General features: G+C 61.9%; 24 protein-coding genes. 10 read left to right on the top strand and 14 right to left on the bottom strand.

Translation table 11 applies throughout. From position 1 onward, the window contains the following. Positions 1–93 precede the first annotated feature (93 nt). Positions 94–795, bottom strand: coding sequence for a hypothetical protein (locus PXH66_RS10045; protein WP_330931456.1), 702 nt, complete (start codon positions 793–795; stop codon positions 94–96). Between the two features lie 140 nt (positions 796–935). Here PXH66_RS10045 and PXH66_RS10040 point away from each other — a divergent pair, with 140 nt between their 5' ends. From PXH66_RS10040 to PXH66_RS10015, 6 genes are all read left to right on the top strand, one after another. Continuing rightward, positions 936–1211 (top strand): acylphosphatase, encoded by a 276-nt coding sequence (locus PXH66_RS10040; protein ID WP_330931455.1) that lies wholly within the window; start codon positions 936–938, stop codon positions 1209–1211. A gap of 3 nt (positions 1212–1214) precedes the next feature. Further along, entirely contained in the window at positions 1215–1985 is a 771-nt protein-coding gene (locus tag PXH66_RS10035) for an ABC transporter ATP-binding protein (RefSeq protein ID WP_330931454.1), read from the top strand. Beyond that, entirely contained in the window at positions 1982–2746 is a 765-nt protein-coding gene (locus PXH66_RS10030; RefSeq protein WP_330931453.1) for a hypothetical protein, read from the top strand. Before PXH66_RS10035 ends, PXH66_RS10030 begins: the two co-directional genes overlap by 4 nt. Continuing rightward, entirely contained in the window at positions 2736–3473 is a 738-nt protein-coding gene (locus tag PXH66_RS10025; protein WP_330931452.1) for a tetratricopeptide repeat protein, read from the top strand. Before PXH66_RS10030 ends, PXH66_RS10025 begins: the two co-directional genes overlap by 11 nt. Positions 3474–3534: 61 nt before the next feature. Continuing rightward, the gene (locus PXH66_RS10020) at positions 3535–4197 is read left to right on the top strand and encodes a hypothetical protein (protein ID WP_330932346.1); all 663 of its coding nucleotides are present in this window, start codon (positions 3535–3537) and stop codon (positions 4195–4197) included. Beyond that, positions 4194–5093: a 1,4-dihydroxy-2-naphthoate polyprenyltransferase gene (locus PXH66_RS10015; protein WP_330931450.1), complete on the top strand. Its 900-nt coding sequence runs from the start codon at positions 4194–4196 to the stop codon at positions 5091–5093. Before PXH66_RS10020 ends, PXH66_RS10015 begins: the two co-directional genes overlap by 4 nt. Positions 5094–5153: 60 nt before the next feature. Here the strand turns inward: PXH66_RS10015 and trxA are convergent, their stop codons facing one another. The 6 genes from trxA to PXH66_RS09985 form a co-directional block, all read right to left on the bottom strand. Continuing rightward, a complete protein-coding gene (trxA, locus tag PXH66_RS10010) occupies positions 5154–5477 on the bottom strand; it encodes a thioredoxin (RefSeq protein ID WP_330931449.1) in 324 nt (107 codons plus the stop codon). Between the two features lie 12 nt (positions 5478–5489). Continuing rightward, complete coding sequence (locus PXH66_RS10005; protein ID WP_330932345.1) at positions 5490–5663, bottom strand: hypothetical protein; 174 nt, start codon at positions 5661–5663, stop codon at positions 5490–5492. A 26-nt stretch (positions 5664–5689) separates the two neighbouring features. Beyond that, entirely contained in the window at positions 5690–5956 is a 267-nt protein-coding gene (locus PXH66_RS10000) for a hypothetical protein (RefSeq protein WP_330931448.1), read from the bottom strand. Further along, on the bottom strand, positions 5953–6738 hold the full coding sequence (locus PXH66_RS09995) for a segregation and condensation protein A (protein ID WP_330931447.1): 786 nt from the start codon (positions 6736–6738) through the stop codon (positions 5953–5955). Before PXH66_RS09995 ends, PXH66_RS10000 begins: the two co-directional genes overlap by 4 nt. 68 nt (positions 6739–6806) lie before the next feature. Next, positions 6807–7958 (bottom strand): RsmB/NOP family class I SAM-dependent RNA methyltransferase, encoded by a 1152-nt coding sequence (locus PXH66_RS09990; RefSeq protein WP_330931446.1) that lies wholly within the window; start codon positions 7956–7958, stop codon positions 6807–6809. A 3-nt stretch (positions 7959–7961) separates the two neighbouring features. Continuing rightward, positions 7962–10070, bottom strand: a complete 2109-nt coding sequence (locus PXH66_RS09985; RefSeq protein ID WP_330931445.1) for an LPS-assembly protein LptD — start codon at positions 10068–10070, stop codon at positions 7962–7964. Between the two features lie 153 nt (positions 10071–10223). Between PXH66_RS09985 and glgB the strand changes: the two genes are divergently transcribed. Then, positions 10224–12434 (top strand): 1,4-alpha-glucan branching protein GlgB, encoded by a 2211-nt coding sequence (gene glgB / locus PXH66_RS09980; protein WP_330931444.1) that lies wholly within the window; start codon positions 10224–10226, stop codon positions 12432–12434. 101 nt (positions 12435–12535) lie between these two features. Then, positions 12536–14461, top strand: coding sequence for a glycerophosphodiester phosphodiesterase (locus tag PXH66_RS09975; protein WP_330932344.1), 1926 nt, complete (start codon positions 12536–12538; stop codon positions 14459–14461). Between the two features lie 7 nt (positions 14462–14468). On the opposite strand, the gene rpe is transcribed toward PXH66_RS09975, so the two are convergent. The 7 genes from rpe to PXH66_RS09940 form a co-directional block, all read right to left on the bottom strand. Continuing rightward, a complete protein-coding gene (rpe, locus tag PXH66_RS09970; protein WP_330931442.1) occupies positions 14469–15134 on the bottom strand; it encodes a ribulose-phosphate 3-epimerase in 666 nt (221 codons plus the stop codon). A 22-nt stretch (positions 15135–15156) separates the two neighbouring features. After that, entirely contained in the window at positions 15157–15699 is a 543-nt protein-coding gene (locus tag PXH66_RS09965) for an LPS assembly lipoprotein LptE (protein ID WP_330931441.1), read from the bottom strand. 41 nt (positions 15700–15740) lie between these two features. Then, the gene (locus PXH66_RS09960) at positions 15741–16826 is read right to left on the bottom strand and encodes a tetratricopeptide repeat protein (RefSeq protein WP_330932343.1); all 1086 of its coding nucleotides are present in this window, start codon (positions 16824–16826) and stop codon (positions 15741–15743) included. 7 nt (positions 16827–16833) lie between these two features. Beyond that, the gene (locus tag PXH66_RS09955; RefSeq protein ID WP_330931439.1) at positions 16834–17823 is read right to left on the bottom strand and encodes a beta-ketoacyl-ACP synthase III; all 990 of its coding nucleotides are present in this window, start codon (positions 17821–17823) and stop codon (positions 16834–16836) included. Positions 17824–17845: 22 nt separating this feature from the next. Then, on the bottom strand, positions 17846–18916 hold the full coding sequence (plsX, locus tag PXH66_RS09950) for a phosphate acyltransferase PlsX (RefSeq protein ID WP_330931438.1): 1071 nt from the start codon (positions 18914–18916) through the stop codon (positions 17846–17848). A 44-nt stretch (positions 18917–18960) separates the two neighbouring features. After that, positions 18961–19140 (bottom strand): 50S ribosomal protein L32, encoded by a 180-nt coding sequence (gene rpmF, locus PXH66_RS09945; RefSeq protein ID WP_330931437.1) that lies wholly within the window; start codon positions 19138–19140, stop codon positions 18961–18963. A 126-nt stretch (positions 19141–19266) separates the two neighbouring features. Then, complete coding sequence (locus PXH66_RS09940; RefSeq protein WP_330932341.1) at positions 19267–20265, bottom strand: undecaprenyl-diphosphate phosphatase; 999 nt, start codon at positions 20263–20265, stop codon at positions 19267–19269. A gap of 81 nt (positions 20266–20346) precedes the next feature. Here PXH66_RS09940 and trpD point away from each other — a divergent pair, with 81 nt between their 5' ends. Further along, a complete protein-coding gene (trpD, locus tag PXH66_RS09935) occupies positions 20347–21393 on the top strand; it encodes an anthranilate phosphoribosyltransferase (protein WP_330931435.1) in 1047 nt (348 codons plus the stop codon). Further along, positions 21390–22715 (top strand): phosphohexomutase domain-containing protein, encoded by a 1326-nt coding sequence (locus tag PXH66_RS09930; RefSeq protein ID WP_330931434.1) that lies wholly within the window; start codon positions 21390–21392, stop codon positions 22713–22715. The genes trpD and PXH66_RS09930 overlap by 4 nt, the downstream gene beginning before the upstream one ends. Positions 22716–22720: the final 5 nt, after the last annotated feature.

Genomic DNA, 22720 nt, shown 5'->3' with positions numbered 1-22720 from the left:
AAACGGGGCGTTTAAGGCGATGGTGCGATCGCTAAAATAGAAAACCCGGCGAGGTGATCACCGGGTTCGCTATAAGCTGGACTGGAGATTAATCTAGTCGTCGTCCTCGTCGGTGGGACGTTCGAGTTCCTCGCGACATTCGTTCATGATGCGCAGCCAGATTTCCCGGAGGTCGAAGAGGCGCGAGGTGGCAAATTGGTTGTAGTCCGCCAGCGCCCGGCTGGGGGCTTCGGTGCGGTTGAGCAGGGAGAAACAGGCGTTCAATTCGCGCATGGCGCGTTTGAGGAGGCTGATCGCCATGGCGTAGTCGCCGAAATCGAGGGCGGATATCGCGAACATCGCTTGTTGTTCGGCGCGGTGCATGACGGAGTGCAGCGCGAGCGCCAACGGTTGGTCGACTTTGTCCTGACGATCGGCGGTGCGTTCCCAGGCGCGAATCAGCGTTAAAAAAATTCCCTTGGTCGCGATGAAGACCGGATTTTTGTGCAGCGTGTAAGGTTCGGCTTCGCCTTCGCTGGGGTTTCCCGAGGTTTCACCGGTCAGATCGGCCAGACCCATGGTCGGCGGCTCGTAATCGTTGTCGGTGCTCCAGCTGTCTTCGTCCCAACCCATGCGGTGCGCAACCTGATCCAGTCGATCAGCGCGACCCTCAAGTTGTTCATAGAAGCCAATGTAGCGATGAATCATCTCATCTTGCTCGCGTAGATATTGTTCCCAATCGAACTCGTTCCACGCTAGCTCGCCACGATCATCCCATTCGTTTTCAGAGGGACTGTCAGAATCAAAATTACTCATTCGTAATGGTTGGTCCGGGACCTGAAATTCACCGTGAAACGGTCGACTTAAAATGCAACCCAAAACCGGGATGAGGTGGTGGTCGGCGATTTTGTGAATTGATGCGCGGCCCTTTGCCGACCTAATTTGCGGACACATCCATGGCCGAAGTTGATCACGAAACCGTCTATTTTTCCGGCCGAGTCCAAGGGGTGGGCTTTCGCTACAACGTGTTGCAAGTCGCCAAGGAGTATGAGGTTTGCGGTTTTGTGCAAAATATTCCGGACGGCAGGGTGTTGGTCGAAGTGGAGGGGCTGGCGGCGGAAATCGGCGAATTTGTGACGGCGATTGAATCACGCATGCATGGTTTCGTGCGGCAGGTGGAACGACGGGCGATGCGGCGGGCGGCGATTTTTAAAGGGTTTCAGATTCGTTGAGGGATGAGTGCGCCCGCCTTGGTGTTCTCGCAGGTGACCAAGGATTATCGGTTGAGCGGGGGAGGGCCGCGGGTGCGGGCACTCGACGCCTTGTCGTTGTCGATTCCAACGGGGGGAATCTTCGGGCTATTGGGACCCAACGGATCGGGCAAAAGCACGGCGTTGAAGGTGGCGCTGGGCTTGGTGCGAGGCGACGCCGGAAGCTGCCAGGTCGCGGGAGCGTCCGCGGGCAGCGCCGAGGCCCGCGCGATGATGGGTTACCTACCCGAACAAGGCGGGGTGCATTTGCATCTATCCGGATGGGAAGCGCTGATGAGTCATGCGCGGTTGCAAGGGTGGAATCGGCGGGGAGCGGCCGATCGGGCCGCCGCGTTGCTGCAGTGGGTGGACTTGACCGGAGCAGCGGAGCGGCGCGTGGAGAGTTATTCGCGAGGGATGCGGCAGCGGTTGGCTTTTGCGCAAGCCTTGGTGCCGGATCCGGCGGTGTTGATTTTGGATGAGCCGTTCTCTGGCGTCGATCCCCTCGCGACCCGCCGTTTGCTCGCGCTACTGGAAGCGCTGCGGGCCGAGGGCAAAACCATCGTGTTGTCGTCTCATCTGCTTGATGGCGTGGGCCGCGGCTGTGATGCGGTGGCAATGTTGCATCGAGGCAAAGTCATCGCCGAAGGCACGGTGGCGGAGGTTTTGGGCCCCGCGCCGTCGATATCTCGCGGTTTCGAAGATGTATTCATCGAACGGGTGGCGGCGGCGGCGGAAGGAGGTGGCGGATCATGAACCGCATTATTCGCGACTTCCGGGCGGTGGTTTTGATCGCGGGCGATACCTTCGGCGAACTTCGCCGCCACCGCGCAACCCTGGCCGTGGGGATCGTGGCGATCTTCGCTGTCGGAGGCGGGGGATGGTGGCGGGAGTTCAACTTCGGCACAGAACAAGGTCGTTTCCTGCTCGATTTTGGATGGGGGGTGCAAGGTCTGGTGGCCGCTTCGTTCGCCATCGTGGCGACCGCCCAAGTGCTGCTCCGAGCATTTGAACAAGGCACGGCTGCTGTCGCATTGGCCCGACCGCTGTCACCGGCGACCTGGCTCGCGGGCCAGGCGTTGGGTGTCCTCGGTTGGGTGACGGCGTATGTGATCCTGTCGACATTATGGCTGGCGGGAACGTTGCAGTTGCACGGACTGGCTGTGCCGATCGCGGACCTGACGGCGGCCGCCACGTTGCTGGTGCTCAAACAAGCCGTGGTGATCGGCGTGGCGGGGTGGTTTGCCACCTATGGTCGTTCACTGGTTTTTGTGGTGATGGCGGCCTGCTTGGTGGTGGGACTGGGGCAATTGCGTTTTTTGATGCATGACGATGGGGGCGTCTCGGGGTGGATCGTGCGATTAGTGCCGCAAATGAGATTGTTCGATCTCGCCAGCTGGCATGAGTCGGGCGGGCTCAACGGGAGTAGATGGGTCGGGATCGTCGCTTATGCGGGAGGCTTCGTGGTGGTATTGTGGGGCATGGCGACATGGTCCCTTAAACGTCGTGAATTCTAGGTCGCGCACGTTCTGGTGGGGAGGGAGCGCATTGGCGATCCTGCTGGGGCTGAGCATACTCGAAACCCACCTGACGGGTCAGCTTTACCGCGGACCGGCGGCCCGGGTGGTGTCCGGGAACTCGCTGGAGTTGGATGCCGAGGCGTTCCCCACGGGCGTTTCGCTGGCGGTGTTGGGCGGCTTTCGCGGCTTGGTGGCCGATCTGCAGTGGGTGCGAGTTTACGGGGATTGGGCCCGCCATGATTTGGCGGCGATGCGGCGCAGGCTGTGGTGGGTCGGGGAAATCGACCCTCGGCCGCTCACTTTCTGGCTCAATGGGGCGAGGATGCTGGCCTTTGATGCCATGTCGTGGCGGATCGCAGCGGGGGAGGACGTCGGGCGGGTGGCCATTGAACAACTGCGTGAAGCGGAGGCGTTCCTGGAACGAGCACGTCCCGCTCACGGCCACCGCTCCGCGATTGATATCGAGCTCGCGGTGTTGCGGTTGCGCATGACGGCGGATGTGGCGGGAGCGCTGGTGGCGTTGGAGCGAGCAGACGCGTGTGAGGATGCGCCGTATTTTGTGGGGCGGCTGCGGGGAGAGCTGTTGGTGCGGGCGGGGCGACCGGCGGAGGCGCTGTCGTGGTTGCGGCAAATGCGAGCGCGATTGCCGAACGACGATCCACGGGCGATGGTCGAGGTGGTGGATCAGCGCATCGCCCAATTACAGCGAGAATTGGAGCGATGAGGAATGGGTATGAGTCTTTGACACAATCGATTCAGCCACTTCGTATGAGCATTTTCCGCCTGTGATTCGTGACGTTATATTTCTTTTCCTTGGTCTGGTATTATTGTGGACGCCACGGAGTTGGCTGAGGCTCGGTAAGCCGGAGGCGACGCGGACCAAAAAGAAAAAAGCCTCCGGTGGTCCCAACCGTGATCGCATGCCGGATGACCACAGCCTGTGGGCCGGCGAAGAGTTTTCCCGGCGGCGCAACTGGCTTGATTTCGGCCGGGCGCTTTCGGGAGGCACGGCGGTGTATTACACGCTGCCCACGTTGATTCAAATGTGGATCAACGTGCCGGGGGTGCACATCGAACAGGTGGTCATGATGACGCAGGCCGTGATCCTGCTCGCCGGCGTGGCGATTCAGATGATTCGAGTCGAAGAACGGCTGACCTTGTTTCCCCCTGTATTCTATATTTGTGGTTTGGCGCTGCCGGTCATCGGGATCAAAGCCGGTTTGATCGCGTTTGCCGCGATCTGGGCGATCAACATCATCCTGCCCAATCCGGGTGTTTTTCTCACGGCGTATGCCGGTGGGGTGGTGATTCTGTCGATCATGGTGGGCCGAGGCACGCAACCGGCGATCGTGATGGCGGCGCTGGCGGCATTCCCCCCCTTGGTGTCGGTGTTGTTTCGGCGGCGTTTGGCGCAGTATCGCAAACGCACCAAAATCGTGGTGCGATGAGCACGGGGGAGCGGGCGAGCATAAGCTTGTGGTGGGAGGCGGCCCGACCCCGCACCTTGCCGGCGGCGGTCGCCCCCGTAGTGCTCGCGACGGCGCTGGCCCGTCATGACGGTCTGATGAACCTGACTGCGGCCGGGCTGTGCCTCGCATTTGCCTTGTTGATTCAAATCGGGACCAACTACGCGAACGACTACTACGATTTCGTCAAAGGAGCGGATACGGCGGCACGGGTGGGGCCGCGCCGGGCAGTGGCGGCCGGACTGATCGCACCGGCGACGATGCAGCGCGCGATGATGGCGGTGTTTGCCACGGCGTTCGTGGTGGGACTGGGGCTGCTGCCGTTTGGAGGCTGGCCATTGCTCGTGGTGGGCGTGGTTTCGATCTTGTGTGGGATTGCCTACACCGGGGGACCGTATCCGCTGGCTTATCACGGTTGGGGCGACGTGTTCGTCTTCGTTTTTTTTGGTTTGGTGGCGGTGGTCGCGACCTACTTTGTGCAGGCGCAGCGCATCACATCGGAAGCCTGGATTCTTGGAGCCGGGATCGGAGCGCTCGCGACCAACATTCTCGTGGTGAATAATTACCGCGATATCGCCACGGATCGCCAAGCGGGCAAGCGCACCTTGGCGGTTCGATTCGGGGAGGGTTTTTCGCAAATCCAGTTCATGGCCGGACACTTGGTGATGATTGGAGCGATCGGGCTGTTGGCGGGGCGGGGCGTGCTGTTCGCACCGGTGGCGGGCGCCTTGATGGCTTTTGCGGGGCTACAAGGCGTCGTTCAAAGCCGGCGCTTGAGCTCCGCCCGAGGGGCGCCGGAACTCATTCAGTTGTTGGGCGCGACAGGCCGTCATGTGGCGCTATCGGCTCTGCTGGTGAGTGTCGGCCTGCTTTTCTAGACGCGAAAAAGGCGCGACTCGCGTCGCGCCTCCGGAAAACGGTCGTCGTGATGAAACGACTTACACGTGGGCGTTGATCTTTTCGATCAAGGCATCCTTGGAAGTCATGCCGACGATCTGCTCGACGACTTTACCACCCTTGAAGAGCAGGAGCGTGGGGATGGCACGCACATTGAACTCAGCGGAGATGGCATCATTGTCATCCACGTTGACCTTGGCGATGGAGACCTTGCCTTCCATTTCGGTGGCGAGCTCTTCCAGGACCGGCGCGATCGCTTTGCACGGGCCACACCAGGGGGCCCAGAAATCGACGAGCACGGGAGCGTCGCTCGCAACGGTGGTTTTAAAGGAGGTGGAATCGAGGTTGGCGATATTGGCGGACATAAAGGCGAGGGATTAAAGTTTCGAATAAAGGAGAACCGCAAATCCCACGGACGCAACTGCGGCGAGCGTGGCGAGGCAGGGTTGCCAGACGGGCACGTAGCGGGGGCCGAAGTGGTCCTCCTGGTCCGGCATCGGGGATTGGAAGCGAGATCCGGACGCGGCAGAAGTGGTATGAAGCGGAGGCATGGGCCGAGGAATCCGGGCTGAATCGATCAACGCGGGGTGGATTTATCGATGATTTCGGCGAGTTCCCGGCGGTCCACGTTTTCCAACTGTTTGTCGCGACGTTTGAGCTCCTCGAACGTCTTGAGCGTGGTTTCGGTCATGCGCTCGTGGGTCTCCTGCGAACCTCCGATCAGGGCGAATTTTTCTCCGCGGGTGATACGTTTGTGGCCGTCCTCGTTGTCGAGGCCGACTCCGATCAAGGCAGCGGGACCGGGTTTGCGGGAGGAGGGAGCGTTATCGGAGGGTGAACTCACGCGGTTACCGTGTCGGGTTCAGAAGGGGATTCAAGGGGGATTTCCGCTTCCCGTGCTTCACATAAAATGTCGGTGAACGCTTCGTTTTGGCGCACCCGCAGCTTGTTCATCCGGGTGAGCTCCAACACGGCCAGAAATGTGGCCACCAACAGACGCACGGTCACCCGTCCGGTGAACAGCGAGGAAAACACGAACGATTTCTCGGTCTGGATCTTGGTGAGCAGCCACTCCATCTGGTCGGAGACGGTGACCTGCTCGTCCTTGATCTCGCCGATGACGAGTTTCTCGGACAACCGACGCAGCACCATGTTGAAGGCATTCCAGAGATCGACCCGATCGATGGGCTGCAGGGGGCGCTCCTGCTGCGGCACGGCCAGTTTGGATACGTGGCGGGCGAGCAGGCCCTGCTGAAACTCGACCAATTTATCGAGTTCGACCGCTGCTTCCTTGAATTTCTTGTATTGCAGCAACTGGTGCACCAGTTCCCAGCGCGGGTCGATGCCACCGTCGTCGTCGCCATCGGTATCGATTGCGGCCTCTCCCCGGGGCAGTAGCATCCGGCTTTTGATTTCCATCAACGTCGCGGCCATGACGAAAAAATCCCCGGCCACGTCGAGGTTGAGTTCCCGCATCGAGTGCAGCACCTCGATGTATTGTTTGGTGACCGAAACGATGGGGATGTCGTAGATATCCAGCTCGTTCTTGCGGATGAGAAAGAGAAGCAGATCCAATGGCCCTTCAAAGACGGGCAGTTTGATGCGTAAATCGGAGTCGGGAACCACGGCTGGCGGCAGGCTTGGCGGAAGGTGATGGGTCGCAACAAAAAACCAGCGGCGGGATCGCTGATCGCTCAGCTGCGCCGGAATGCCGCGACAAAATAGGCGTCGGAATCGAGATCGGCGGGCAACAGCGCAAGGTGGCCGTCGCGAACCACTTCCCCCGTGGCCGGATGACGAAGCGGCACGGGCGAAAAGTGCGGATGCGAAAGTTGGAACGATGCGATCACGTCTTCATTTTCCGCCCGGCACAGGGAGCAGGTCGCATAGACGAGCAGTCCGCGATCGGCCACGAGCGGCGCAAAACGGTCGAGCACGAACAGTTGTTTTTCGACGGCGCGGCGGATCGATTCCGGGGTGGTTGTCCATTTGAGGTGAGGGGAGCGACGCCACGTGCCGCTGCCGCTGCACGGGGCGTCGACGAGCACGCCGTCAAATCGCCCCGTTGGGTTCGCGTCGACGGAGACGTTGGTAAGACGGGCCCGTCGGACCCGCAGGCTGAGTTCCTGCAAGGCGGCGCCCCGGACGTCGTGGGCGGTCACTTTCCCCGCGGTCCCGAGCATCCCCGCCAATTGGAGCGTCTTGCCCCCTGCGCCGGCGCAGGCATCGAGCCAGTGACCGGCCAGCGGAGCCGGCAGGCTGTGCAACAGGGCTTGCGAGCCGATGTCCTGAATTTCAATCAAACCATCGCGGTAGGCTGCGGTGGTCGCAAGGTTCACCTCACCGTCAACGCGCCATGCTCCCGGGATGATGTCGGACGGAGTGAACGTGATGTCCCGCGAGGAAAATTCCTGGGCGACCGCGGTTGCGTCTGAGGTTTGCAACCGAATCCACAACGGCGCCCGCGACAGCATGGCCGGACGTTGCGCGGCCGTCTGCATTCCCGGGCAGGCTTCGTCCAGCCAGGCGGGGAAAAGGGACGTATCGGGGACGGGGGACTCCGGGTGGCCAAAGGCCGCGATGAAATCGGTTGTGGCGCGGGATGGCTCGGCGTGTTGTGCGACCAGGCCGACCAGCCGATCAGGTGCGGCGTCTTCAACCCACGGCAGGATGCGCCACGCGGTGTAGGCAAGTTCCCGATACAAGCGGCGGTCACGACTGCCTGCGCGATGGCGGGCCAACCAGGCGGCGAGACGTTGGGGCAGTCCCGGATCGCGGCGCCACCAGGGTCGCAGTTCTTCGATGAGTTCGAGAAACAGGCGACGTTGATTGTCGACGCGGCTCACGGGTCAGAACCGAATCGCGTCCAGCACGAGATTGAAACCGAAGTCACTCTCGCGGCGGGGACCCTCGAAGAACGACAGTTCGTAGCCGACGATCCAGCGATTGGCGATCGTCTGGCGCACGCCGTAGGTCTGTTCCACAAAGCGATCGCGACGCGAGTCGAGGTGCACGCGGGTGTAACCTTCCCAAACTTCGTTCACCCGGTAGGAAAAGCCCGCGATGAACTCCTGGATGTCGCCGGCCAGATAGTGGTTGCCGAACTGCAATCGCCAGCGGTCGGCACTGCGCAGGGTGATGGCGGTGTTCAACTCGCGCGACGTCCAGTCGCCGGGAGTCACCCGGTGATAAAGTTCCAGGTCCACAAACGGCGCCGGTGACAGCCGCAACTCGGTGTGCAGGGCGGACAATGTTCGTTCTCCCGGGGCACGATCGAACCGCGAATCGATGGCCACATTCAGTCGGACAAGATCGCGCGATCCGTAGATCGGATCACGGGTTTGCAGGCGTTGGTCGACAGCCAACCGCAGGGTGTGCGTGCGGCTGAGGTCGTCGATCTGGCGCCGCGCCCCGAGGGCGAGCGGTTCGAGGTAGGTGGCGAACACGCGGCGATCGATGGCGGGGATGTAAGCGGAGCCCTTGTCGGCGTCGGGAATGTAGCGATAGGAAAGACGCGGCGTCACGAGGTGACGCAGTCCGTCGATGCCCCAGCGCTCGTTTTGGTAGTCAAAAACCGCGCTGGCGCGCATCTCGGCATCGACACCAAGTTCGCCGAGGGCGCGGGTGTAGTCGCTGCGTCCCCCGACCGCGTCGGCGTAGTGAGTGAGGCGGACGCCGGCGACGGGGTTGACCGACATCCAGGATTGGGGCTGCCAAGGGCGGGTGAGCGCGTAGTAGAGATCGACGCGATTGGAACGCAATTCGCCGCCGCCGGCCGGGGGATCATCACGCAATACGGCGGCCGAGGCGCTGGCTTCGTGCACGAGACCCGCAACGCCGAATGGCGTCGGTAACAGATCGAAGGTGAGTTCCGGCAGGCGTTGGCGGACCTGGTGGTAGGGGTTGGGCTGGGCCCGCAGGAAGAGTCCGCTCACCGTGTTGGCGGTGACATGGCTGAGGTCGACATACGTGTCGGGAACTTGGACGGGGAAAAAGTCCCTCGCCTTGAAATCTCGCAACACTTCGGAATCGCTCCAGTAGTGCAGATCGGCGTTCAGGGTGAGCTGCTCACCGATGTGTTGCCGATGCTCCCATTGGGCGATGCCCCGGTTGGGCGAAATCGGTTGCCCGCGAATATCGGTGAGGCGACGGCCGGTGTCGTAGATGTAGCCACTGGAAAACCGGCCCGTCGCGTGGGCGTTTTCATCGGTGCCCCAGTCGTAGCTGAGAGTTGGACCGACCATCACGCCGCGTTTGGTGTAGAACCCGGCCTCGGCACCCACGCGCACCGTTTCAGCGATCGGCACCTGGGCTCCAACCAGCAGATGGGCCCCCAATCGACTGGTGTAGCCGCCATCAAAAGTCAGGTCGTTGACCAACGGGATCGAAGTGGGCAACGGCGTCGCGGGCAGGGGAATCGGTTGGAAAAACCCTAGTCCCAACCGCCCGCCGGAGGCCTCGATGCGTTCGCGTTCGGGGAAGTAGGTCAGCGTTTTGGCCGTCAAGGTCGGCGACCACGGATGGGGTTCGCCAAAACTCACCACCGCATCGGTGAAGATAAGTTGTTCGGCGGTGCCTTCGACCATGCCTCCGGAAAAATACAGCGGAGCCCGGCCGAAACGCAGGTCGGTCACGGTATAGGACCGATCGAGGGTGTGGTAGGTCAACTCCTCGGCGAGCAGCCGCAGATCGCCGCGTTGCACCACGGCATGGCCGCGGGCGATCACGAGGTTCGAGTCCCGCTGCCACTCCATTTCATCGGCCGCCAGTTTCAGGTCTCCGAACGAAACCTGGGCATTGCCGCGGAAGACGACGGTGCGGTTCGCAAAATCCAGCACGGAATCTTCGGCCGTGATGTTGGGGGTCGGAGCGACCGCCGTCTGCGCGAACGCGCCTCCCGTTCCGGCGACGGCGGCGGTGAGGATAAACGACCAACTGCTTACGAGGCGACTGAGCATGAGCACGGCGGAGCAAATGTCGGCCGAGGCAGGGAGGCAAGCCGCGCTTGAAGCTCGCGATCCGTTCCACTTGCCCGGACCGTGGGAATGCCGCGCTAGTGACTCGACGCGCTCGCCGCCAGCACCCAACCTGTTCGCCTCTCCCGTTTTATTGTGACTTTATCCCCCAAGCAAATCGACGTCCTGAATAACGCTCAAGAAGCCAGCCCCCACGATGTGCTCGGCATGCACCCCGCCAAACGGGGCAAGTTATCCGGATTGGTCGTGCGTTGTTTTATTCACGGTGCCACCGGCTGTGACGTCGTCGAGACGGCGACCGGCAAGAGTTTCGGCATGGAGTGTTTGGCCGATACGGGGCTGTTCGAGGTATTCATTCCCCGGCGACGCAAGGTTTTCCCCTACCAACTCCGGGCGCATTACGGCTCGGGTGAGATGCGGCAGTTTTTCGACCCCTACAGTTTTCTGCCCACGCTGGGAGAGCAGGATCTGTATTTGTTCAACGAAGGAAACGAGCATCGGATTTACCAAAAGCTCGGGGCGCATGTGCGCGAAATCGACGGCGTGAAGGGCGTGGCCTTCGCGGTGTGGGCTCCCAGCGCGAAACGCGTTTCCGTGGTCGGTAATTTCAATCACTGGGACGGCCGTTACTTCCCGATGCGTTCTCTGGGCTCGTCCGGTGTGTGGGAGCTGTTCATCCCGGGGCTGAAGGAAGGCGAGCTCTACAAATTCGAGCTGCTCGACCAGCGCAATCACCTCCGGGTCAAAACCGATCCTTACGGCACGTATTTTGAGGCGCCTCCCGGCAACGCCTCCATCGTGCACGGCACCCGCAATCACGCCTGGGGCGATCAAGCGTGGATGGAGCAACGCGCCGCCGGAGCCGGAACAATCGATCGCCCGATTTCAATCTACGAAGTTCACCTCGGCTCGTGGAAGCGGCAGATGGAGGACGGGGGACGCCCGTTCAACTATCGCGAACTCGCGCCCATGCTGGCCGACTACGCGCTCGAAATGGGCTTTACCCACATCGAGGTCATGCCCTTGGCAGAACATCCGTTCGAAGGCTCATGGGGTTACCAGGTCACCGGCTTCTACGCGCCGACCCATCGCTTCGGCTCGCCGGACGATTTTGCGTTTTTCGTCGATCATCTGCACCAACGCGGCCTGGGCATCATTCTCGACTGGGTGCCGGCTCACTTCCCCCGCGATACCTTTGCGTTGGCCGAGTTCGACGGCACGCACCTCTACGAACACGCCGATCCGCGTCAGGGCGCGCACATGGATTGGGGCACGTTGATCTTTAATTTCGGGCGCAACGAGGTGCGGTGTTTCCTCGTGGCCAATGCACTCGCCTGGCTCGACCGCTATCACATCGACGGCCTGCGCGTGGACGCCGTCGCCTCGATGCTCTACCTCGACTATTCGCGCAACGAAGGAGAATGGATCCCCAATCGCCACGGTGGCCGGGAAAATCTCGAGGCCATTGATTTCCTGCGCGAAACCAACCGCCTCGTGCACGACTACTACCCGGGGGTGCTGATGATTGCCGAGGAGTCGACCGCCTTTGCCGGGATCAGTAAACCCGTGGCCGACGGCGGCATCGGCTTCGACTTCAAGTGGAACATGGGCTGGATGCACGACACGCTGAGCTACTTCCAAAAGGATCCCATTCATCGCAAATGGCACCAGAACGAGCTGACGTTTGGCGCGCTCTACCAGTGGTCGGAAAATTTTGTGACGGTCTTCTCCCACGACGAAGTCGTGCACGGAAAAAACTCAATGCTCTACAAAATGGGAGCATGGCACATCCCGGAAAAGGCGGCCAATCTGCGCGCGCTTTACGCTCACATGTGGGGATGGCCGGGTAAGAAATGCCTCTTCATGGGCTGTGAATTCGGGCAGTCCCACGAATGGAAATACGCGGGCAGCCTCGACTGGGATCTTTGCCAATATATCGATCACGAGGGCGTGCGCCTGCTCGTGAAGGACCTGAATCATCTTTACCGCAACGAACCGGCGCTCAGTTCCAGCGACCTCGACCCCGCGGGATTCCGTTGGGTGGCGGCGCACGATACCGAGGGGAGCGTCATTTCCTACCTGCGACAGGAAAAGGACGAGAAGACGCTGTTCCTCATCGTGGGACACTTCACGCCGCAAACGCGGGAAAACTATCGCATCGGGGCGCCGCGCCGCGGACGCTGGCGCGAGGTGATTAACTCGAACAGCGAATATTACGGTGGCTCCGGACTCGGCAATGGTGGCGAGGTGCACACGCAGGATGTCGAAGCGGACGGCTTTGCCCAAAGCCTCGCGCTGACGATCCCGCCGTTGAGCACGACGATCTTCAAGTGGTCGGCCGAGTAACCCCATCGTTCATTAGCGTGTCTCCTAAGATGGAGACCTCCATTGATTTGAGTTGAGACCCCCAAACGGACCGCTGATGAGGAAAGCACCTCTCATCAGCCGTGAATCTTTTCGTCGCCCGGTCTTCGGGTTTCGTTCCTGTTTCTCCTTATCGCGTCACCCCCCCGCGTCTTCCTGCGTTGGTCAGCTTGATCGCGGGTCTGCTAGTTCCTCACGTGGTGGAAGCAAAATTGCTGTTGGCGGCGCACCGCGGGTCATCCTGGGATTATCCGGAGAATACCCTCGCGGCTTTTGCCGCAGCCAAGCTGGTCGCGGACTACGTCGAATTTGACGTGCGGGTCACCGTCGACGGGCAGTTTGTCGTCATGCATGACCCGACGGTCGATCGCACAACCAACGGCACGGGCACGGTCGCCGCGATGATGGCGGCGGACATCACCCGTCTTGATGCCGGTGCCCGATTTCATCCGCGTATCGGTGCCCAACGTGTGCCCACCGCTGAGCAGACGTTGCGCGAGATCCAAACCGATGCCGCGCCCATGATGGAGTGCAAAAGCGGCACCGTGGCGCAAATGGTGGCGCTGTTGGATACGGTCCCCTGGCGGCCCGACGGCTACGTCATGCACTTCAATTACCGTTGGTTGGTGGAATTGAAACAAGCGCGCCCAGACGTGCAAGTCGGGTGGCTCGGGGCGGGGTATTTATCCGACGCGGACCTCGCGGCGGCCCGACGCGACGGGATCAGCTTGTTGTCCTGGCGACACAGTGACCTCAACGCGGATGTGATCGCGCGACTCAATGGCAGCGGCATGATCGTCTGGGCATGGACGGTGAATGATGCCACCCGCTGCGCGCAGTTGGCGGCCGACGGCATTGATGGTTTGGTCGCGGATGATATGGCTGGGTTGGCGTATCATCCGATGTTTCGGTCGCGGGCGGAGGCGGTCGATCTCACGAACGCAGCGTCCCTGGACGGACGTCAGGATCGCACCGTGATCATGGAATCGGGGGCGGAGTCCAAGTTGCGTCGCCGCGTGCAGTGGATGCGGGAGCGCGATCAAGCGATGGTGGCGCAGAGCGGGTCGCTGGCGGTGCCCTTGCATACCTCTGGGACAGGGGAAACCTACCGGGCCGACTGGGTCGATGGTCGTGGTATCGCGCGGTCACGCCGCTTTGCCGTGACGCCGACCGAAGACGAGGCGGGCGGACTGGCCAATCTGTCAGCGCGGGCCGCGATCGGCACCGGGGATCGCACGGCGGTGGTGGGGTGGGTCACGCAGGGTGACGGGCTGCAACCGTATTTGGTGCGCGGCGTGGGGCCGACGTTGGCTCAGTTTGGCGTGCCCAACGCGGCGGCGGCGCCGTGGATTCAACTTTTCGACGACGATCATGAGACTGATCCCCGGCCATCGTCCGCCGCCATTGACTCACGATGGGAGTCGTTGGTCGCGGCCCATTTCGGTGCGTTCCCGTTGGTCACGGGGGCCGGCGATGTGGTGCAACTCCGGTCGCTGCGCGCGGGGACTCATACCGCGCATCTCGGGGCGCGGGACGCGACCGGGACCGGCCTTCTGGAGATTTACCGTTCGCCCCGATCGGCGGATGTGAGCGCGGAGCAGCTGCTGAATCTATCTTTTCGCTGTTGGGTCCCGACCGGAGGCAACATGGTCGCGGGATTCGTGGTCGATGGACCGGGTAGCCAGCGCTTGTTGATTCGCGGTTTGGGACCGGCCCTGCGTCGTTTCGGAATCGCGGAAGCTTTGCCCGACCCGATCATACGCGTGGTGGATGCCAGTGGCAGAGTGCAAGCCGTGGGCGATGATTGGTCGTTCGACGACGATAACGGTCTGGTGCGCGCGGCCATGTTGGCGACCGGGAGCGCGGATCTGATGACGATCGGCAGCCGGGATGCCGCGATTCTGCTGAACCTGGCTCCGGGCGTTTACACCGTCATTCTGGAATCGGCCGTGCCGAACCAATCCGGCATCGGATTGATCGAACTGTTCGCGCTGGACGAAGCGTCGTGACGGTAGGTCACCACGCCGCCACGGCGGCAGCGAAAGCGGCGCGATCGGTTGCTTTGAAGAACGCGGTGCCGGCCACAAACGTGTCCGCACCCGCCTCCCGGCAAAGCGGTCCGGTCGTGAGGTCGACGCCGCCATCGACTTCGAGCCGGAAGTTGAGCCCGCGCTCCTGGCGCCAGCGGTCGAGCTGAGCGATCTTGGGCATCATCGACGTGCGAAAGCTTTGTCCGCCAAAACCGGGTTGAACGGTCATGACCAGCACGAGATCGACCTGGTCGAGCAACGATTCGACGGCCTCGGCCGGAGTATCGGGATTAAGCACGATGCCATTCTGGCAACCGAGTTCGCGGATCCGGGCGAGGGTGCCGGCGTGGTCGTAGGACGGCTCGATGTGAATACTGATGAGACTCGAACCGGCCTGGGCAAACGCCTCCACGTAGCGATGGGGTTCGTCCAGCATGAGGTGGGTGTCGAAAAACGTATCCGCCAGGGCGGAACGGCGGCGCAGCGCGGCGACCACCTCGGGGCCAAATGTCAGGTTGGGCACGAAATGCGCATCCATGATGTCGACGTGCAGCCAGGAGAGACCGTGGTGGGGAACGACTTCGGCACTGTCGCCGAGGGCGGCGTGATCACCGGCCAAAAGGGAGGGCGCGAGGAGAGGAGCGAGCTTCACGCCCCCGATTCGAGTGATCGAACTACCAGACGTCGAGCACAGCGTGTGCGACCCAGTCCGCCAATTGATCCGCGAGCTGCGGGAGCGCTTGGTATTCGGCCGGATTTTGTCCGTCGTCCACGTAGATTTGGCGCGTGACCATGATCCGGCGGTTTTTGAACAAAGCCTCGCCGGTGCGTTGATCGGTGAGATCGCAACGAGCGATGAGTTCGAGGTCGAACTTGCGGGCGAGAGCCGTATCGGTGGCTTGCACGGCGCTGAAGGTGCGCCCGTAATCGGAGAGCGTGACCTGCAGCACGGCGTCGGCGGAAGCGGCGTCGGCGGCGAGACGAACCCGACCATCGCGAATCACGGCCGAGCGCAAGGCCCGTGAAACCGTAGCCACGGCCTGAGGCACGGCGGCCTCATTGGAGATCGGCGCGATGTAGAGAGTTTCGAAGCTCACCCGGTCGGATCCGGTGCCGAGGCGGTAGTGGGAACAGCCGGCCATCACCATCATCGCCATCCAACTCGTCGCGATGACGAAGGCGAAACGATGCAGACGGAATGCGGACGAACTTGGCATTCCGGATCGAGGGGGCAGGGGCGAAAACGGGCGAAACAGCGTTAGAAGATTCCCAGGAACTTCTTACGCTTGGGCTTCGGGGCGGGCGTGTTGGCGCGCCGAGCAGCATCGGCGTCGTTGTCGGAACTGATGCCCAGTTCGGCTTCGCGGGCGTCGATGATGTCGAGTTTCTCCCGCGCCCGGGCGGCGACGGCCGAGTTGGGGAACGACGTGATGGCTTCGTTGTAGAACACGCGGGCACCACGAAGATTTTTGTTATACTTCATGGTGTAGTCGCCGAGGATCATTTTGCTCTCGGCGAATACGGTGCGCATCTCGTCGAGACCTTGTTGCGCTTCGGCCAGACCTTCGTCTTCCGAGAAGAGGATCATGTAGTCCTCAAAATAGGTGATCGCCTCGCGGGTGGACTCCTGATCGTAGAGCGGACCGTCCACGAGCGACGCGTGCGTCTTGGCGAGTTCCAAGTAGGCGTCGGGGGCGAGCAGGCTTTGGGCGTAGTTATTGATTAATCGGTCCAGCGCATCGATGGCGTAGGGCGTGTTGTCGAGGCGTTGATGGGTCTTGGCGACATTCATCAAAGCCAGCGGCGCGTAGTCGCTGTAGGGGGCATTGGCGACCACCCACTCGAAGTAGGTGATGGCGCGTTCGCGGCTGCGGAAGGCGGGAATGATGCCGAAATAATAGTTGCGCGCGCCGTTCATCAGGTCTTCGGCGATGCGGTATTGTTCTCCCAGCACTTCGTTGAAGCGGTCGGTGTTGGGGTAGAGCGTCATGATGCGCTGAAAGGCTTCAAAGGCCTTGTAATACTGGCGACCTTGGAGGCGCAGGTGCGCGGTGCGGTAGTAGGCTTCCGGCGAGTAGATCGAGTTGCCGTAGACCTTGGTGACTTTTTTGTAGGCGCGCAGCGCGGTGCGGCGTTTGCCGGCTTCCTCGGCGGCGCGGGCCTTGTTCATCAGTTCGAGGGCGTTGCGGGCGTCGGAGCCGACGAGACCTGACAGCGCCCCGCCTTCGATTTTCCAACCGTCACCGGGAGTCCAAATCAACTCCGCCCGAATCTGGGCCGCGAAGACGGTAAACAAAGCAAGGAAGATATAGGCACTAAAGCGACGCATCGAAAAAGGGGACATGAGAGGTTTACCAGCGAACCAACGCACTACCGTAGGTCAAGCCTGCCCCAAAGGCGACGAGCAGGGTGAGATCACCCGGTTTGACTCGACCAACGCGGCGAGCTTCATCGATCGCCAAGGGAATAGACGCCGCCGAAGTGTTTCCGTAACGGTCGAGATTGATATAAAAGCGATCAACGGGAATTTCGAGATATTGGGCGATGGAATCGATGATCCGCAGGTTGGCTTGGTGCGGAATCACGCAACTTACTTCGTCCGCCTCGACGCCATGTTGTTCCAGAATGTCTCGAGCGGCATCGTCCATCTCGCGCACGGCGAACTTAAAGACCTCGCGGCCTTTCATTTGGATGTGTCGTGGGGGATCACCCGGAGCGGGAGCGGGATGGTTCGAGCCCCCGCCGGGAATGCACAACAACTCGGTGTTGCCACCCTCGGAATAGAGCCGGGCGCCGATGATTTCCGCCGTCGAGCCGGTCGGAGCGGGGCCCATGACCACGGCACCCGCCGCATCACCGAACAGCACGCAGGTGGTGCGGTCGGACCAGTCGAGCACGGATGAAAGTTTTTCCGCCCCGATGACGAGTGCGTGGCGGTAGCGACCCGATTGGAGCATCGCCCAAGCGGTGTCGAAGCCGTAGATAAACCCGGAACAGGCGGCGTTGACGTCGAAACACGCCGCGTGTGGAGCGACCCCGAGCTTGGCCTGCACGATACAGGCGGTGGCCGGCATTGGCATGTCCGGGGTGAGGGTGGCGACGATAACCAGGTCGATGTCCGTCGGGGCCAGACCGGCATCGGCCAAGGCGGCGCGGGCGGCGGCGGTGGCCATGTCGGACGTCATTTCGCCCTCGGCAGCGATGCGGCGTTCCTTGATCCCGGTGCGGGTGACAATCCACTCGTCGGACGTCTCCACTACCGTGGCAATATCATCGTTGGTCATGACCCGCTCAGGGGCATAGGAACCGGTGCCTAAAATGGCAAAAATCTGGTCTGACATGAAGGCAGGGAGAAGAGGGACGTCAGAGTTCGCTGACGTCGACTGGTTCCGGGCGCAAGATCTTGTTGGCTCGATCGATATCAGCCTCGATCCGACTGGTGCGATCGACGCGGATAAACTCACTGGCGTCTCCGAGCGCGTTCATGAGCGCGTAGCGATTGGCCGAGCCGTGGGCTTTGAGCACGGTGCCGCGCAGACCGAGCAACGGCGCCCCGCCATAACGTTCGGGTTGGATGCGATGACGCAGGCCGGTGAACGCGCCTCGGGCCATCATGCCGCCCAAGCGTCGCAACGGGGATGAAAGCATCTGGGCTTTCAGTTCATTGCGGAAAAATTTGGACAGGGATTCCCAGCTCTTGAGGCAGATGTTGCCGGTGAATCCATCGCAAACGATCACGTCGACGTGATCGAAGAAAACCTGAAACCCTTCCACGGGGCCGACGTAATGGACCAGATCTCCGAGCGCCTTGAGGTGTTCGTGCGTGTCGTTGATCAGCGAGTTGCCTTTGCCTTCCTCGGTGCCGATCGTGAGGAGGCCGACGCGGGGTTTCTCGATGCCCAGCTCCATGCGGGCGTAGTGGCTGCCCAGAATGGCGTTGTGCACGAGGTGCATCGATTTGGCCTCTGGATTGGCTCCGGCATCGATCAAAATAAAATGGCCGCCTTCACGGGGGATGACGGGGGCGAGCGCGGGCCGTTCAATGCCGGCGAGCGTTCGCAGCTTCAAAGTCCCGGCTGAAACGAGGATTTTCGTATTGCCGGTGCTCACCACCGCGCGGGCGGCGCCCTCCTTGACCAGCTCGATGGCTTTGAGCATGGAGGAGTCCCGCTTTCGTTTGATCGCGGTCATGACCTCATCGCCCATGGTGATGACCTCGGCGGTGTGGTGGAGGGTGACTTTCGGGTGCGCCGAAAGTTTGGCTTGGTCGAGCAGGGGGCCGAGCTCCGCTTCATCGCCCAGAATCGTTACCGGACACAGGTCCGGGAACTCGTCCAGGGCGAGACGGAGGGCTGAGACCACTTCGGCCGAGCCCAAGTCCCCACCCATCGCGTCGAGCGCGATGCGGCGGGTATCGCCTTGAGTGGATTCCATCCGCTTAGGTTGCCGGACGGATGCGTTTTGCCAAGGGGAAGGGCTCAGACGTTGACGTCGAGCACCTGGCGACCGCGATACATACCCGTGTTGGGGTTGACGCGGTGCGGGCGAACGGCGGAACCGTCCGTAGGATCGATGGCGAGCTCAGGAGCCTTGAATGCGTTGGCGGCGCGGCGCGTGGCGCTGCGGCGTTTGGAATGTTTACGTTTTGGTTGGGCCATGACGGACGGTGGTTAAAGGATCAGAAGGCTGCGGGAATCGAGCCTTTCAAAAGTGGTAAAGGCGAGGGAATAAATGGCGGCGCTGGCGGTCGTCAAGCGATTATCCCGTCCGACGCTAAGTCGCGCTCAGTCAAGCATCCAGATCGCGAGTGCCCCTGCGAGCACCACCCGGTAGATGGCGAATGCGCCCAAGCCGAATTTCTGGAGATAAGAGACCAGAAATTTTACGGCCGCGCCCGCTGCGAGGGTGGCGACGGCTCCGCCGATGAGCATTTCGGTCCAGCCGAAGAGCGAAATCATGGCCGGTCCGGCTTGCCAGCCCTTGTAAACCGCCGCTCCGCCCAGCACGGGCAGTCCGACGAGAAAGCTGAATTCGGCCGCTTTGGCCGGGGCCAAACCACTGAAATATCCGCCCACCATGGTGACCATGGAGCGGCTCATGCCCGGCCACAACGCTAGGCATTGGATGAATCCGATCTGGACGGCTTCGCGCGGGGTTAAGTCCGCCGGGGCTTTGTCGGTGACGGTCGCACGTTGTTTCCGCCAGCGTTCGGCAAACCACATGAAGCCCGCGCCCACCACCAGGGCGGCGATCACCGTGGGAATGGAAAAAAGATTGGCATCGATCCAGTCATCGAAGGCCAGTCCGACGAAAACGACGGGGAAAAACGCCAGCGCGATATTGCGGAGCAGGCGCAGGCCAACGGGGTCGTGGCCCGTGAGGCCGCGGAGAATGCCCGCGATGGATGGCCAGAAAATGAACATCACCGCCGCGATCGCCCCGACTTGAATCACGACGATGTAGGTGTCGGCGGCGAGTTTGAGGGTGAGCGGCACGCCGACCGGATCCTCCGCCGAGGGTGGTCTGGCCCACAAGGGTTGGCCGTTGTCATCGAACAGGGGGTCGTCTGCGTCCAGTCCGAGGGCGTGGTTGGTCACGATCAAATGCCCCGTCGAGGAAATCGGCAGAAACTCGGTGATACCTTCCACCACGCCCAGTATGACCGCATCACGTTTGCTTAGACGGCTTGCTTCCGCCGCTTCGGTTCCCGGAGGGGAGGCGGAATCCGCCGCATGAAGCGACGAAAAGGTCAGCAGGGTGAGAAGCAAAATCAATACACGCACCCGTCTTGGCTCCCACAACGCATCTGCCGTGTCCAGATTTGGCTTTGCGCTCGGGGCAATTCCGCATGGGGTGCTTCTGCGATGTCTGACCTAGCCCCTTTGACCGAAAGTCTGCGTGCCGCGCAGGAATTAACTGCCGCGGAAGTCGAAAGTGCCGCCGCGGCTTTGGCGTCCGCCGAAGTCGACGCGCAAAGTAAGTCCAATTTTTTGGTCGCCCTGGCCGACAAGGGAGAAACTGCGGCGGAAATCGCGGCTTTTGCACGCTCGTTCCGGACTCGCGCCATCGATCCGGGCGTGGAGGCTCACGCCGCCGACGCCATCGATATTGTGGGCACCGGCGGTGATCACTCGGGAGGCTTCAATATCTCGAGCATGGTGGTTTTGGTATTGGCCAGTGCGGGGGTGAAGGTGATGAAGCATGGCAATCGTGGCATCACATCCGCCTGCGGGAGTGCCGATTTGTTGGCGGGATTGGGCGTGAAGACGGATGCACCGGTCGAGCAGTTGCGGGGAGCGCTCGATGAATTGGGGTTCTGCTTCTTTTTCGCCCCGGCGTTTCATCCCGCGTTCAAGCACATCGTGCCGGTGCGCAAGGCGCTCGCGGCCCAGGGCCGGCGCACGGTATTCAATATTTTGGGACCCACGATCAATCCCGGTCGGCCGGCGCATGTTCTGCTGGGCGTTTTTGCGGAATCGTGGGTGGAGCGCATGGCGGCGGTGCTGTCGCTGCTCGATACCAAGGCGGGTCTTGTTGCCCATGGCGTGATCGGGGAAGGCCAGGGCATCGATGAAGTCACGACCGCGACGGAGAATCGAGTGCGCGGGGTCGGTCGGCTGGGGCACATCGATACCCGCTGGACCGCGGCGGAGTTTGGTTTGCCGGTCGGGTCTTTCGAGGATCTGAAGGGAGGAGATGTCGCGCACAATCTGGCCATCGTCGATGCCGTGCTGGCCGGAAAGGGGCCGCCGGGATTGGTGGACACGATCGTATTGAACGCGGCGCTGGGGCTGTGGGCGACAGGCAAGGTTGACTCCGTGCGGGACGGGCTGGCCCCGGCTCGTGAGTCGCTGCTCGGAGGTGCCGTGCAGGCCAAGATTGCCGCCACCCGCGAATTCTACGGCGCATGAAACGCATCTATTTCGGCACCGACGGGGTGCGTGGTCCGTTTGGTGGCCCGCTGATCAACGAAGCGTTTGCGGCACGGTTGGCGGAGGCGGCCGGGATCTGGGCCGGCGGTTCGGGGCGCGTCTTGATTGGACGTGATTCGCGCGGATCGGGTGAAGCCCTCGTCGCCGCCGTGGCGGGCGGACTGGCCGCCGCGGGTTTGCAGCCGGTGTCTCTGGGCGTGCTCCCCACGCCGGCGGTGGCTCGGGCGGTGCGAGCGAGTGACGCCGTCCTGGGGGTCGTGGTGACGGCCTCGCACAATCCCGCCGCCGATAATGGCATCAAGTTTTTCACCGCCACCGGCATCAAGCTTACCGATGAGGAGGAAGTGATCATTGAGTCCAGCCTGCTCGCCGCCGCGGCGGAGCGTGCGGTCGGGTTGCCGATCGATGACACGGCCATCGCCGATTACATCGCGGCCATGAGCACACAATTGCCGGCCGATGCACTTCGCGGTTGGAAGATCGTTCTTGATACCGCTCACGGTGCGACGGTGCAAACGAGCGGAGCGGTGCTCCGAAAATTGGGGGCGGAAATCATCGCCGTGGGCAACGCCCCCGATGGGAAGAATATCAACGAAGGGGTGGGGTCCGAGCATCCGGAGAAGCTGGCCGCCCGTGTGGTGACGGCACACGCCCGACTGGGCATCGCGCACGATGGCGATGGCGATCGCGTCGTATTTTGTGATGAGCACGGCGACGTGCTCGATGGTGATGAGGTTCTCGCGATTCTGGCGACGGATGCGAAGCAGCGGGGTGAGTTGGTGGCCGACACGTTGGTCATTACCGTGCAAAGTAATCTGGGGGTGGATGCGGCGGTAAAAGCGGTCGGTGGTCGCGTATTGCGCACCGATGTGGGTGATCGCTACGTCAGCGCATGCATGCGCGCGGAGGGAGCCGGACTCGGCGGTGAATCCAGCGGCCACATCATCTGCGACGAGATTGGACCGACCGGTGATGGACTCGGGGCGGCGCTGCGGGTGTTGCGCATCATGTATTTGACCGGCCAACCGCTCAGTGAGTTGCGGCGGGTGTTAACCAAGTTTCCGCAGCGGAGTGGCGCGGTCAAAGTGGAGTCCAAAACACCGTTGGCAGCGTGTTCGGCACTGCAAACTGAGATAGCCGCGCTGGAATCCGAAATGGGTGAAAGCGGTCGGGTGTTGGTCCGCTACTCCGGCACAGAGCCCAAGCTGCGTTTATTAATCGAGGGTCCCACGCCTGAGGTGGTCGCCGCTGGCTACGCGCGCTTGCTGAAGGCCGCGGAGCAAGATCTCACCATTTTGTAACGAAA

The organism is Synoicihabitans lomoniglobus, from assembly GCF_029023725.1.
Classification (GTDB): domain Bacteria; phylum Verrucomicrobiota; class Verrucomicrobiia; order Opitutales; family Opitutaceae; genus Actomonas; species Actomonas lomonigloba.
Note: the sequence above shows the minus strand (reverse complement) of the source record. Positions and strands in the feature narration are given on the sequence as shown.

Bases quoted from the DNA above. Each gene is read 5' to 3' on its own strand.
- PXH66_RS10045 (WP_330931456.1), bottom strand. From the start codon at position 795: ATGAGTAATTTTGATTCTGACAGTCCCTCTGAAAACGAATGGGATGAT.
- PXH66_RS10040 (WP_330931455.1), top strand. From the start codon at position 936: ATGGCCGAAGTTGATCACGAAACCGTCTATTTTTCCGGCCGAGTCCAA.
- PXH66_RS10035 (WP_330931454.1), top strand. From the start codon at position 1,215: ATGAGTGCGCCCGCCTTGGTGTTCTCGCAGGTGACCAAGGATTATCGG.
- PXH66_RS10030 (WP_330931453.1), top strand. From the start codon at position 1,982: ATGAACCGCATTATTCGCGACTTCCGGGCGGTGGTTTTGATCGCGGGC.
- PXH66_RS10015 (WP_330931450.1), top strand. From the start codon at position 4,194: ATGAGCACGGGGGAGCGGGCGAGCATAAGCTTGTGGTGGGAGGCGGCC.
- trxA (WP_330931449.1), bottom strand. From the start codon at position 5,477: ATGTCCGCCAATATCGCCAACCTCGATTCCACCTCCTTTAAAACCACC.
- PXH66_RS10005 (WP_330932345.1), bottom strand. From the start codon at position 5,663: ATGCCTCCGCTTCATACCACTTCTGCCGCGTCCGGATCTCGCTTCCAA.
- PXH66_RS09985 (WP_330931445.1), bottom strand. From the start codon at position 10,070: ATGCTCAGTCGCCTCGTAAGCAGTTGGTCGTTTATCCTCACCGCCGCC.
- PXH66_RS09965 (WP_330931441.1), bottom strand. From the start codon at position 15,699: ATGCCAAGTTCGTCCGCATTCCGTCTGCATCGTTTCGCCTTCGTCATC.
- PXH66_RS09960 (WP_330932343.1), bottom strand. From the start codon at position 16,826: ATGTCCCCTTTTTCGATGCGTCGCTTTAGTGCCTATATCTTCCTTGCT.
- PXH66_RS09955 (WP_330931439.1), bottom strand. From the start codon at position 17,823: ATGTCAGACCAGATTTTTGCCATTTTAGGCACCGGTTCCTATGCCCCT.
- plsX (WP_330931438.1), bottom strand. From the start codon at position 18,916: ATGGAATCCACTCAAGGCGATACCCGCCGCATCGCGCTCGACGCGATG.
- rpmF (WP_330931437.1), bottom strand. From the start codon at position 19,140: ATGGCCCAACCAAAACGTAAACATTCCAAACGCCGCAGCGCCACGCGC.
- trpD (WP_330931435.1), top strand. From the start codon at position 20,347: ATGTCTGACCTAGCCCCTTTGACCGAAAGTCTGCGTGCCGCGCAGGAA.
- PXH66_RS09930 (WP_330931434.1), top strand. From the start codon at position 21,390: ATGAAACGCATCTATTTCGGCACCGACGGGGTGCGTGGTCCGTTTGGT.